This window comes from Dactylosporangium thailandense, from assembly GCF_059739745.1.
Genome location: NZ_AP029195.1, coordinates 4,145,732 through 4,160,084 on the forward strand (window position 1 = coordinate 4,145,732; position 14,353 = coordinate 4,160,084).

Genomic DNA, 14,353 nt, shown 5'->3' on the forward strand with positions numbered 1-14,353 from the left:
CCCGTGCCCAGGTACCCCTCGACGCCGGACGGAATGTCCATGGGGCGGGAGGCGTAGTCGTGGTACATCACGCCCGCGAACACCCCGGTGCGCGACCCGCGCAGCTCGACCGGGTTCAGCCCCGCGGACTCGAACGCCTCCCACGACGTTTCGAGCAGGAGCCGCTGCTGCGGGTCCATCGCCAGGGCCTCACGCGGGCTGATGCCGAAGAACTCCGGGTCGAACAGGGCCGCGTCGTACAGGAAGCCGCCCTGCTGGGTCGAGCTCGCCCCGCTCCGGAGCCCGTCGAGGTCCCAGCCGCGGTCGGCGGGGAACGCGCCGATGCCGTCCCCGCCCGCGTGCAGCAGATCCCACAGGCCGGCCGGGTTCTCGACGCCGCCCGGGTAGCGGCAGGCCATCCCGACGATCACGACCGGGTCGCCGTCGACGGCTCGGCGTACGACCACCGTCTCGTCAAGGTCGGCCCCGGCGATCTGGTCGAAGACGAACCCGGCGAGCAGCAGCGGGTTCGGGTAGTCGAACACCACCGTCGCCGGCAGCTGCAACCCGGTCGCGGCCATGAGCCGGTTCCGCAGATCGATCGCGGCCAGGGAGTCGAACCCGACGTCCCGGAACGCCCGGTCCAACACCACCTGCTCCGGACCGGCGTAGCCGAGCACCGCCCCGACATGCCCCCGAACCAGATCGACGACCACCTGACGGGCCTCGTCCCGCGACATCCCCGCCAGCCGCGCCGCGAAACCACCACCCGCACCCGCCGACACCGCCCGCCGCGCCGAACGCCCCACCAACGGCCGCAACACATCCGGCACCACGGCCAGGTTCCGCAGCGCCGCGATGTCGAACCGCGCCGCGACCACCAGCTCGGCCGCGGAGCCCAACGCCTCGCCGAGCATCCCGAGCCCCGTTTCCGCGTCCAGGGCGGCGCCCTTGGCCCGCGCGAGATCGGCGCCCATGCCGAGGTCCCAGAGCCCCCACGCGATCGAGACCGCGGGGAGCCCGAGCGCGTGGCGGTGCGCGGCGAGCCCGTCGAGGAATGTGTTGCCCGCGGCGTAGGCGGCCTGGCCCGGGTTGCCGACGATGCCGGCTATCGAGGAGAACAGCACGAACATCTGCAGCGGCCGATCGAGCGTCGCCTCGTGCAGCCACCAGGCGCCCGCGACCTTCGGCGCCAGCACCCGGCTCACCCGCTCCGGCGTCAGCCCCGTGAACACCCCGTCATCCAGCACCCCGGCCGCGTGCACGACACCGACCAAGTCCGGGATGCCGGCCACCAGCTCGAAGACCGCATCCCGATCGGTCACATCGCAGGCCACAACCCGGGCACCGGGGACCTCCCCGCCGCGCCGGCCGACCAGCACCACCTCACCGGCACCGCACACATCCACCAGCCATCGCGCCACGACCCGCCCCAGCGCGCCCAGGCCACCCGTGACCAGCACCGAACCACCCGCGAGGTCGATGGCACCGGACGGCGACGAGGACCGCACGAGGCCCGGCACCAGCACCACACCATCGCGAACCCGGACCTCGGCGAGACCGGCCGCGACCACGCCACCCAGCAGCTCCGGCGACGCGTCACCGGAGACCAGCACGATCCGGCCCGGGTTCTCGGCCGCCGCCACGCGCAGCAGGCCCCATACCGCCGCCGCGCCCAGATCATCCGGCTCCGCCACCACGACCAGCCGACCGGACTCGGCCAGCACCCGGCCCGCGACCGACAGCGCCTCGCCGACCAGCGCCTCCACCGCCCCGGGGACGGGCGCGTCGCCGACCGGCGGCAGCGCCCAGACCGTGACCTCCGCAGGTAGGGGTACCGGGGTGATCTGACGGGGCTGCCAGCCCAGCTCGTACAGGGATCGACCGGCGGAGGGGCCGGCCGTGAGCTCGCGCAGCACGACGCGGTCGATGGACACGACCGGCTGGCCGGACTCGTCGACGGCGGCGATCTCGAAGCCGGTGGCGGCGTCGCCGCGGACCCGGACGCGCAGGGTCGTGGCGCCGGTGGCGTGGACGCGGATGCCGCCGAAGACGAACGGTAGGCCGGCTGCGGGGTCGAGCAGGCCGATCGGGTGCAGGGCGGCGTCGAGCAGCGCGGGGTGGATCGCGAACGCGTCGGTGGCGAGGGCGTCGACGGCGACCTCGGCGTACACCTCGTGCTCGCCGTGCCAGAGGCGGCGCAGGCCCTGGAAGGCGGGGCCGTAGGCGATGGGCGAGCGGGCGTACCAGTCGGCGACGGGCAGCTCCTCGGCGTCGGCCGGGGGCCAGGCGAAGGAGTCGCCGGGCCGGTCGGCGGTGCCGAGGGCTCCTTCGGCGTGCAGGGTCCACTCGTCGCCGTCGTCCACGCGGGAGTAGACGGCCACGGAGGAGCCCACGTGGATCTGCACCGTCACGCCGCCGGTCGGCGGGACGACCAGCGGCGCCAGGAGGGTCAGCTCGTCCAGGGCGGCGGCGCCGACCTCGTCTCCGGCCCGCACCACCATCTCGGCCAGCGCCGTGCCGGGGACGACCACGGCCCCGCCGACGACGTGGTCGGCGAGCCAGGGCTGGGCCGCGAGCGAGAGCCGGCCGGTGGCGATCACGACGTCGTCGCCGGCCATGTGGATGACCGAGTCGAGCAGCGGGTGACCCACGCCGGAGAGGTTCCGGACGGCCGCGTTCTCCAGCCAGTAGCGCTCGTGCTGGAACGCGTACGTGGGCAGCGGGACGACCCGGCGGCCGGGGCCGAACACCGCGAGCCAGTCGATGTCGACGCCGGCGACGAAGAGCTGGGCCGCGGCCCGGAGCAGGGACTCCGGCTCGTCGCGGTTGCGCCGCAGCGACGCGACGACGACGGCGTCGTCCCCGTGCAGGTGCGGGGCGAGGATGGCGTCCGGCCCGACCTCGACGAAGGTGTCGACCCCTTCCGCGCGCATCGCGGCCACGTTGTCGGCGAACAGCACCGTGCCGCGCACGTGCCGCACCCAGTAGTCAGCATCAAACTCGGCGATGAGCCCACCGGTGACATTGGAAACGATCGGGATCTGCGGCCGGTTGAAGGTGACGGTGTCCAGGACCGCCCGGAACTCCTCCAGCATCGGCTCCATCAACGCCGAGTGGAACGCATGCGAAACCCGCAACCGACTGGTCCGAACCCCAGGGAACTCGGGCAGCAGCTCCGCCGGACCCGACAACACCCACGAGTTCGGCCCATTGATCGCCGCCACCGAAACACCATCCGGCACTGCCTCAACCGGAGCCCCGACGGCGAGCATTCCCCCGCCGGCCGGCAGCGCCTGCATCAACCGCGCCCGCGCCGCCACCACCCTGCACGCATCTTCCAGCGACCACACCCCGGCCACATACGCCGCAACCAGCTCACCGATCGAGTGCCCGCCAACCACCGCCGGCTGGAGACCCCACGCCTTCAACTGCTCATACAACGCTACTTCGATCGCGAACAACGCCGGCTGCGTGACCTCCGTCTCGTCGATCCGCTCATCCGGCAACTCACCGAACTGCGCACACACCTCGGCGTACACCCGCTGGAACACCGGGAAGTCGAGCGTCGAACCCATCCCGGCCCGCTGCGCGCCCTGACCCGAGAACAGCACCCCGACCCGGCGAGCTGTGGCCGTGCCCGTCACCGGCTCGCCGGGCAGCAGAACCATGCGGTGCTCGAAGCGGGATCTGGAGGCGACCAGGGAGTAGCCGACGTCGGACGGGCGCAGCTCGGGGTGCGCGTCGGCGAACGCCGACAGCCGGGCGGCCGCGGACTGGACGGCCTTGGGGGTGCGTGCGGACAGTACGAATGGAACGATCGGCAGCTCGTCGGCGTCCTCGAACGGCGCCGGCTGCGGTGGGGCCTCGAGGACGATGTGGGCGTTGGTGCCGCTGATCCCGAACGACGACACGGCCGCCCGCCGGGGACGGTCGTCGGCCGGCCAGGCCTGCGCCTCGGTGAGCAGGGACACCGCGCCGGCGGTCCAGTCGACGTGCGGGGTGGGCTCGTCCACGTGCAGCGTGCGCGGCATGAGGCCGTGGCGCATCGCCATGATGGTCTTGATGATGCCGGCGGCGCCCGCGGCGGCCTGGGTGTGGCCGATGTTCGACTTGATCGAGCCGAGCCACAGTGGACGGTCGCGGTCCTGCCCGTAGGTGGCCAGGAGGGCCTGCGCCTCGATCGGGTCGCCGAGGGTCGTGCCCGTGCCGTGGGCCTCGACCAGGTCGACGTCCGACGGGTTCAGGCCGGCGCTGGCGAGGGCCTGGCGGATCACGCGCTGCTGCGAGGGACCGTTCGGGGCCGTAAGACCGTTCGACGCGCCGTCCTGGTTCACGGCGGAGCCCCGCACCACCGCGAGGATCGGGTGCCCGAGGCGCCGGGCGTCGGACAGCCGCTCCACGAGGAGCACGCCGACGCCCTCGGACCAGCCCGTGCCGTCCGCGGCGCCCGCGAACGACTTGCACCGGCCGTCCGACGCGAGCCCCTGCTGCCGCGTGAAGTCCACGAACGTGCCCGGCGTCGCCATCACCGTCACACCACCGGCCAGGGCGAGGTCACACTCACCCTGCCGCAACGCCTGCGCGGCCAGGTGCAGGGCCACCAGCGACGACGAGCACGCCGTGTCGACCGTGACGGCGGGACCCTCGAAGCCGAAGGTGTACGCCACCCGGCCGGAGAGGATGCTGCCGGAGTTGCCGGTGCCGATGTATCCCTCGACGCCGGAGGGGACGTCCAGGGGGCGGGAGGCGTAGTCGTGGTACATGACGCCGGCGAAGACGCCGGTGCGGGAGCCGCGCAGGCCGGCGGGGTCGAGGCCCGCCGACTCGAACGCCTCCCACGACGTTTCGAGCAGGAGCCGCTGCTGCGGGTCCATCGCCAGCGCCTCACGCGGGCTGATGCCGAAGAACTCGGGGTCGAACAGGGCCGCGTCGTACAGGAAGCCGCCGAGCTGGGTCGAGCTTTCCCCGTCGCGCAGCCGGTCCAGGTCCCAGCCGCGGTCGGCGGGGAACTGGCCGATGCCGTCGCCGCCGGTGCGGACCAGGTCCCACAGGCCGTCGGGGTCGAGGATGCCGCCGGGGTAGCGGCAGGCCATCCCGACGATGACGACCGGGTCGTCGGCGGTGCGGCTCCGGACGCGGATGGGCCGGTCGTGGGCGGGCTCGGCGCCGGCGACCTGGTCGAAGATGTACCCGGCCAGCAGCAACGGGTTCGGGTAGTCGAAGACGACCGTCGCCGGCAGCTGCAGGCCCGTGGCCGACATGAGCCGGTTGCGCAGGTCGACCGCGGCGAGGGAGTCGAAGCCGACGTCCCGGAACGCCCGGTCGAGGACCACCTGCTCGGGGCCGGCGTAGCCGAGCACGACGCCGACGAGCCCGCGGACGAGGTCGACGACCGCCTCGCGGGCCTGGTCGCGGGAGAGGCCCGCGAGCCGGGCCGCCCATCCGCCGGCCGCGGCGGCGGTCACCGCCCGCCGGGCGACCCGCCCGACGATCGGCCGCAGCACCTCGGGCACGCCGACGAGGTTGCGCAGCGCGGCGATGTCGAACCGGGCCGCGACCCGCAGGCCGTGGTGCCCGCGCAGCGCCTCGCCGAGGAGCCCCAGGCCGGTCTCGGTGTCGAGCGCCATGACGCCGGTCCGGGCGAGCGCGCTGCCCATGCCGAGGTCCCACAGGCCCCAGGCCATCGACAGCGCGGGGAGCCCGAGCGCGTGGCGGTGCGCGGCGAGCCCGTCGAGAAATGTGTTGCCCGCGGCGTACGCGGCCTGGCCCGGGTTGCCGACGATACCGGCGATCGAGGAGAACAGCACGAACAGCTCGAGGTGCCGGTCCAGGGTCGCCTCATGCAGCCACCAGGCGCCCGCGACCTTCGGCGCCAGCACCCGGCTCACCCGCTCCGACGTCAGCCCCGCGAACACCCCGTCATCCAGCACCCCGGCCGCGTGCACGACACCGACCAAATTCGGCATGCCAGCCACCAACTCGAAGACCGCATCCCGATCGGTCACATCACACGCCACAACCCGGGCACCGGGGACCTCCCCGCCACGCCGGCCGACCAGCACCACCTCACCGGCCCCGCACACATCCACCAGCCACCGCGCCACGACCCGCCCCAACGCGCCCAGGCCACCCGTGACCAGCACCGAACCACCCGCGAGGTCAACCGCACCAGACGGCGACGACGACCGCACCAGACCCGGCACCAGCACCACACCATCGCGAACCCGGACCTCGGCGAGACCCGCCGCAACCACCCCGCCCAGCAACTCCGGCGACGCGTCACCGGAGACCAGCACGATCCGGCCCGGATGCTCCGCCGCCGCCACACGCAGCAGACCCCACACCGCCGCCGCACCCAGATCGCCCGGCTCCGCCACGACGATCAGGCTCCCGGACTCGGCCAGCACCCGGCCCGCGACCGACAGCGCCTCGCCGACCAGCGCCTCCACCGCCCCGGGGACGTCGCCGTCGCCCACCGCGGGTACCGCCCAGACGGTGACGTCGCCGGGCAGCGGCGCCGGCGTCACCTGACGGGGCTGCCAGCCCACCTCGTAGAGGGAGGAGCGCCCGGCGGCGGTGTCGGCCGTGAACTCGCGCAGCACGACACGGTCGATCGACACGACCGGCTCGCCGGACTCGTCGACGGCGGCAATCCGGAAGCCGGCGGTGGTGTCGCCGTGGACCCGGACGCGCAGGGCCGTGGCGCCGGTGGCGTGGATCCGGACGCCGTCGAAGACGAACGGCAGCCAGGCGCCGCCGCCGTCCTCGCCGCGGTCCGTGAACCCGATCGCCTGCAGCGCCGCGTCGAGCAGCGCGGGGTGCAGGCCGAACGCCCCCGCGGTGTCGGCGGGCTTGCCCTCGAGCGCGACCTCGGCGAACACGTCTCCGTCGTCGTCGCGCCAGACCCGGCGCAGGCCCTGGAAGACGGGGCCGTAGGCGATGGGCGAGCGGGCGTACCAGTCGGCGACGGGCAGCTCCTCGGCGTCGGCCGGGGGCCAGGCGAAGGAGTCGCCGGGCCGGTCGGCGGTGCCGAGGGCTCCTTCGGCGTGCAGGGTCCACTCGTCGCCGTCGTCCACGCGGGAGTAGACGGCCACGGAGGAGCCCACGTGGATCTGCACCGTCACGCCGCCGGTCGGCGGCACGACGAGCGGCGCCACCAGCGACAGCTCGTCGAGCACGAGCGCGCCGACCTCGTCCCCGGCGCGGATGACCATCTCGACCAGGGCGGTGCCGGGCAGCACGACCGCGCCGCCGACGACGTGGTCGCCGAGCCACGGCTGCGCGCCGAGCGACAGCCGGCCGGTGACGACCACGCCGCCGTCGCCGGCCACGCGCACGACCGCGCCGAGCAGCGGGTGGCCGATGACCCCGAGCCCCGCCCCGGAGACGTCACCGACCGCCGGGGCGTCGACCCAGTACCGCTCCCGCTGGAACGCGTAGGTCGGCAGCCCGACGACTCGGCCGCCGGTGAAGGTGGTGCTCCAGTCGATGTCGACCCCGGCCACGAACAGCTCGGCGACGGCCCGCAGCAGCGTCTCGGGCTCGTCCCGGTTCCGCCGCAACGTGCCGACGACCACGGCGTCACCGGCCGGCAGGTGCGGCGCGAGAATCGCGTCCGGCCCGACCTCGACAAAGGTGTCAACGCCCTCGGCGCGCATCGCGGCCACGTTGTCGGCGAACAACACCGTGCCCCGCACATGCCGCACCCAATAGTCGGCATCAAACTCGCCGATCAGCCCACCGGTGACGTTGGAAACGATCGGAATCTGCGGCGGATTGAAGGTGACGCCTTCCAGAACAGCGCGGAACTCCTCCAGCATCGGCTCCATCAACGCCGAGTGGAACGCATGCGAAACCCGCAACCGACTCGTCCGCACCCCAGGGAACTCAGGCAGCAACTCCGCCGGACCCGACAACACCCACGACGACGGCCCATTGATCGCCGCCACCGAAACACCCTCGGGCACGTCGCCGACCGGCGCGCCAACCGCCAGCATCCCGCCACCGGCCGGCAGCGCCTGCATCAACCTCGCCCGGGCCGCCACCACCTTGCAGGCATCTTCCAGCGACCAGACACCGGCCACATACGCGGCGACCAGCTCACCGATCGAGTGACCGCCAACCACCGACGGCTGAAGACCCCACGCCTTCAACTGCTCGTAAAGGGCAACCTCGATCGCGAACAACGCCGGCTGCGTGACCTCGGTCTCGTCGATCCGCTCATCCGGCAGCTCACCGAAGTGGGACCGCACCTCCGCGTAGACCTGCTGGAACACGGGGAAGTCGAGCGTCGAACCCATCCCGGCCCGCTGCGCGCCCTGACCCGAGAACAGCACCCCTACCCGGCGCGCCGCGGCAACACCGGTGACAGGGCCGCCCGGCAGCAGCACCAGCCGGTGGTCGAACCGGGCCCTGGACAGCAGCGAGCGACCCGTGTCCGCACCCGGGGTCAGACGATCGGCATAGGCACGCGCCGCCTCCGCCGAACGCGCCGACACCACCAGCGGCACCAGGGAGGAGGACTCGACCGGCTCGGCGGCCGGCTCCTCGACCGCCTCCAGGATCACGTGGGCGTTGGTGCCGCTGATGCCGAACGACGACACCGCCGCCCGCCGTGGCCGGTCCGCCGACGGCCACGACCGGGCCTCGGTGAGCAGTGACACGGCCCCGGCCGACCAGTCCACGTGGGGGGTCGGCTCGTCCACGTGCAGGGTCCGGGGCAGCACCCCGTGCCGCATCGCGAGGACCATCTTGATCACGCCGGCGGCGCCCGCCGCGGCCTGGGTGTGGCCGATGTTCGACTTGATGGAGCCGAGCCAGAGCGGCTGGTCGCGGTCCTGGCCGTAGGTGGCGAGCAGGGCCTGGGCCTCGATCGGGTCGCCGAGGCGGGTGCCGGTGCCGTGCGCCTCGACCGCGTCCACGTCGGACGGGTCCAGCCCCGCGCTGGCGAGGGCCTGGCGGATGACCCGCTGCTGCGACGGGCCGTTCGGGGCCGTCAGACCGTTCGAGGCGCCGTCCTGGTTGACCGCCGAGCCGGCGACCACCGCGAGCACCCGGTGCCCGAGCCGCCGCGCGTCCGAGAGCCGCTCCACGAGCAGCACACCGACACCCTCGGACCAGCCGGTGCCGTCCGCGGCCCCGGCGAAGGACTTGCAGCGCCCGTCGGAGGCGAGCCCGCGCTGCCGCGAGAACTCCACGAACGCGCCGGGCGTCGCCATGACGGTCACGCCCCCGGCGACGGCCAGGTCGCACTCCCCCTGCCGCAGCGACTGGGCGGCCAGGTGCAGGGCCACCAGCGACGACGAGCACGCGGTGTCGACGGTGACGGCCGGTCCTTCGAAGCCGAACGTGTACGCCACCCGGCCGGACACGACGCTGGTCGCGGTGCCGGTGAGCTGGTAGCCCTCGGTTCCGGCCCCGGTGCCGGGGGCGCCGTAGCCGGACGGGGAGACGCCGATGAAGACGCCGACGGGGTTGCCGCGCGAGGCGGTCGGGTCGAGGCCGGCCGACTCGAAGACCTCCCAGGACGCCTCCAGCAGGAGCCGCTGCTGCGGGTCCATGGCCAGGGCCTCGCGCGGGCTGATGCCGAAGAACGCGGCGTCGAAGTCGGTCGCGTCGTGGACGAAGCCGCCCTTGCGCGCGTACTCGTCGTCGCCGTCGAGCCGCTCCAGGTTCCAGGCCCGGTCGTCCGGGAAGTCCACGATGCCGTCGCCGCCGGCCAGCACGAGGTCCCAGAGCTCGTCCGGGTTCGTGACGTTGCCCGGGTACCGGCAGCTCATGCCGACGATCGCGATGCGCTCGTCCTCGAGGCGCCCCGCGGCGACCGGCCGCAGCCGCAGGTCGGACGCCTCGCCCAGCAGCCGCTCGCGGAGGTGGGCGGCGAGCGCGACCGGGTTCGGGTGGTCGAAGACGAGCGTGGTCGGCAGGCTGAGCTTCGTCGCCGCGTTGAGCCGGTTGCGCAGGTCGATCGCGGTGAGCGAGTCGAAGCCGAGCTCCTTGAAGGCCCGGTTCGCCTCGACCGCCTCGGCGCCGGAGTGCCCGAGGACGGTGGCGGCGTGGTCCCGGACGAGGTCGGTGAGCAGGCGGTCCTGTCCGGCCCGGTCGACGCCGAGCAGGCGCTGGCGCAGCTGCGACGAGCCGGCGCCGGCGGGCTCGTCCGCCGCGGCCAGGGCGGCCCGGACGTCGTCGATGTCATCGATGAGCGGGCGGGGCCGCGCGGACACGAACGCGGGCGCGAACTGGGCCCAGCGCACGTCGGCGACGGTCACCGCGGTGGCGTCGCGGCCGACGGCCCGGGCGAGCGCGGTCACCGCCAGGTCCGGGTCCATGGCGGCCAGGCCGCGGCGGCCCAGGTGCTCCTGGGCCTCGGCGGTCGCCATGCCGCCGTCGGCCCACGGCCCCCACGAGACGCACGTCGCCCGCAGGCCGCGCGCCCGGCGGCTCGCGGCGAGCCCGTCGAGGGCCGCGTTCGCCGCGCTGTACGCGGCCTGGCCCCCGCTGCCCCACGTGCCCGCGATCGAGCCGAAGAGGACGAACGCGTCCAGCGGGGCGTCGCCGAGCAGCTCGTCGAGCCAGCGGGCGCCGTCGACCTTCGCGGCCATGACCTCGGCCAGCTCGCCCGGCTCCAGGTCGGCGAGGGGCTTGATGTGGCTCACGCCGGCGGCGTGCACGACGGCGGTGAGCATCGGCAGGTCGGCCAGCCCGGCGAGGAGCCGGACCACGTCGTCGCGGCGGCTGATGTCGCACGCGACGATCGAGACGCCCGTGCCGAGCGCCGCGAGCTCGTCGCGCAGCTCGGCGGCGCCCGGGGCCGCCTCGCCGCGCCGGCTGGTCAGCACCACGTGGGCGGCGCCGTTGCTCGCGGCCCACCGCGCCACCCGGGCTCCGAGGGCGCCGGTGCCGCCGGTGATGAGCACCGTGCCGGTCGGCCGCCACTCGGCCCGGGTGCCCGCGGCGGCCCGCACCAGCCGCCGGTGGAACGTCCCGGAGTCGCGGATGGCGACCTGGTCCTCGTGGCCGTCCCCGGCGAGCACGTCGCCGGCGGCGGTCCAGCCGCGTTCGTTCGGCTGCGTCGGGAGGTCGAGCAGCCCGCCCCAGGCCCCCGGCCGCTCGAGCGCGATCGCCCGCCCGAGCCCCCAGACGGCGGCGGCGTCGACGTCCACGGCCGGGTCGCCGTCACCGACGGCCACGGCGCGCCGCGTGACGATCCACATCGGGGTCTCGGGCCGCTCGTTGACGAGGGCGGCCACGTCCGCGGCCGACGGGGACACGCACACCACCCGCGCGTGGTCGCCGCCGGGTTCCCGCTCGACCACCATGCCCCGCCGGGTCAGCTCGGCCTCGACCCGGTCGGCCAGGTCCGTGTCGTCCCCGGCCACGAGCAGCCACCGGCTGCCCTCGGGCACGGCCGCGCCCGTCGCCGCGGCGCCGCGGGCGGCCCACTCGACGCGGTAGGTCCAGGAGTCGATCGTCCGGCTCCGGCCGCGGGTCTGCCGCCAGGAGCTCAGCGCCGGCAGCAGCACGTCCCACGACGCGCGGGTGTGCTCACCGAGCTGCGCGACGAGCTCGCCGACGTCGGAGCGGTCGACGGCGGACCAGAACGAGGCGTCCTCGGCCTCGGCGGGCGCGGCGACGGCCGAGGGCCAGTAGCGCTCGCGCTGGAAGGCGTAGGTGGGCAGCGGGACGACCCGCCGCCCGTCGCCGAACACGGCCCGCCAGTCGACGTCGACGCCGGCCACGAACAGCTCGGCCGCGGCGCGCAGCAGCGACTCGCCCTCGTCCCGGTTCCGCCGCAGCGAGGCAACCACCACGGCCTCGTCGGCCGGCAGATGCGGCAGGAGAATCGCGTCCGGCCCGACCTCGACGAAGGCGTCAACGCCTTCGGCGCGCATGGCGGCCACGTTGTCGGCGAACAGGACGGTGCCGCGCACATGCCGCACCCAGTAGTCGGCATCGAACTCGGCGATGAGCCCGCCGGTGACGTTGGAAACGATCGGGATCTGCGGAGGGTTGAAGGTGACGGTGTCCAGGACCGCGCGGAACTCCTCCAGCATCGGCTCCATCAACGCCGAGTGGAACGCATGCGAAACCCGCAACCGACTGGTCCGAACCCCAGGGAACTCAGGAAGCAGCTCGGCAGGACCCGACAACACCCACGAGTTCGGCCCGTTGATCGCCGCCACCGACACGCCCTCAGGCACATCCTCGACGGGCGCACCAACCGCCAGCATTCCCCCGCCGGCCGGCAGCGCCTGCATCAACCTCGCCCGGGCCGCCACCACCTTGCAGGCATCCTCCAGCGACCACACCCCGGCCACATACGCCGCAACCAGCTCACCGATCGAGTGCCCACCGACCACCGACGGCCGCAGGCCCCAGGCCTTCAACTGCTCGTACAACGCGACTTCGATCGCGAACAACGCCGGCTGCGTGATCTCCGTTTCGTCGATCCGCTCATCCGGCAGCTCACCGAAGTGCGCACACACCTCGGCATAGACCCGGTTGAACACCGGGAAGTCCAGGCCGGCGCCCATGCCGGGCCGCTGGGCGCCCTGGCCCGAGAACAGCACCCCGACCCGGCGCTCCGGGGCCGCGACGCCGACCACCGCGCCGGTGAGGTCGGACAGGCCGGCGAGGAGCCGGTCGCGGTCCGCGGCGAGCACCACGGCGCGGTGCTCCAGGGGCGAGCGCGCCACCACCGAGGACCAGCCGAGGTCGGCGAGGGGCGCGGTCGGGTCGTCGCGCAGCCAGCTCGCCCACTTCGCCGCCTGACCGGCGAGCCCGCGCTCGCCGCGCCCGGACAGGATGACCGGCACGGCGGGCAGGGCGAGCGTCTCGGCCGGCGGCTCCGCGGCCGGGGCGGCCGGGGCCTGCTCGAGGATCGTGTGCGCGTTGGTGCCGCTCACCCCGAACGAGGAGACGGCGGCGCGGCGGGGACGGTCAAGCGCGGGCCAGTCGCGGCCCTCGGCGAGCAGGGAGACGGCGCCGGCGGCCCAGTCGACGTGCGAGGTGGGCTCGTCCACGTGCAGGGTGCGGGGCAGGGCGCCGTGGCGCATCGCCATGACCATCTTGATGATGCCGGCGACCCCGGCGGCGGCCTGGGTGTGGCCGATGTTCGACTTGATCGAGCCGAGCCAGAGCGGGCGGTCGCCGGGGCGGTCCTGGCCGTACGTGGCGAGCAGCGCCTGGGCCTCGATGGGGTCGCCGAGGCGGGTGCCGGTGCCGTGCGCCTCGACGACGTCGACGTCGGCGGCGCTCAGGCCGGCGTTGGCGAGGGCCTGGCGGATGACCCGCTGCTGGGCAGGGCCGTTCGGGGCGGTGAGCCCGTTCGAGGCGCCGTCCTGGTTGATCGCGCTGCCTCGCACGACGGCGAGGACGGGGTGCCCGAGCCGCTGCGCGTCGGAGAGGCGCTCGACGAGGAGGAGGCCGACGCCCTCGGCCCAGCCCGTACCGTCGGCGGATCCCGCGAACGAGCGGCATCGGCCGTCGCGGGCCAGGCCGTTCTGCCGCGAGAAGCCCACGAACGGGCCGGGCGTGGACATGATGGTGACGCCGCCGGCGAGGGCCAGGTCGAACTCGCCCTGGCGCAGCGCCTGGACGGCGAGGTGCAGCGCGACGAGCGAGGACGAGCAGGCGGTGTCGATCGTGATCGCGGGGCCCTCGAGGCCGAGGGTGTAGGCGACGCGGCCGGACACGACGCTCGTCGCGCTGCCGGTCATGATGTAGCCCTCGTCGACGCCGTCGATGTCGCCGTCGGCGCCGAGGCCGTAGCCGGTGGCGGCGGTGCCGACGAAGACGCCGGTCTGGTGGCCGTTGACGGAGCCGGGCGCGATCCCGGCCGCCTCGAACGCCTCCCACGCCGTCTCCAGCAGCAGCCGCTGCTGCGGGTCCATGGCGAGGGCCTCGCGCGGGCTGATGCCGAAGAAGCCGGCGTCGAAGTCGGCGGCGTCGTACAGGAAACCGCCCTGGTTCGTGTGCGACGTGCCGGCCTCGTCACCGCCGCCGGCCCGCAGCGCCTCCAGGTCCCAGCCGCGGTCGGCCGGGAACCCGCCGATGGCGTCGCCCTCGGCCGCGACGAGGTCCCACAGCTGCTGCGGGGTCGAGACGCCGCCCGGGTACCGGCAGGCCATCCCGACGATCGCGATGGGCTCCCGGGACTTCGCGATGAGCTGCTGGTTGAGCTGCTTGAGGCGCCCGGCCTCCTTCAGCGACGCGCGAAGTGCTTCTACGACCTTGTCGTCCGGCTTGGACATCATGCGCTCCGAACTTCAACGGTGGTCAGGACTCGGCGCTTTCCAGCGCGAGCCGCACGAGGCTGTCGGTGTCCATCTCGTCGATCAGCTCGCCCGGCTCGGCCGCCGGGTCGGTGTCG

1 protein-coding gene (only partly in view) is annotated in these 14,353 nt (G+C 74.2%); it reads right to left on the reverse strand.

Features of this window, described 5'->3' with window-relative positions; all coding sequences use genetic code 11:
• Positions 1-14,234, reverse strand: the 5' portion of a protein-coding gene (locus AC6JBM_RS18160) for a type I polyketide synthase (RefSeq protein WP_497986486.1). 12,772 nt of this gene lie to the left of the window's left edge; only the first 14,234 of its 27,006 coding nucleotides appear in the window; its start codon is at positions 14,232-14,234; the stop codon falls past the left edge of the window.
• Positions 14,235-14,353 lie beyond the last annotated feature (119 nt).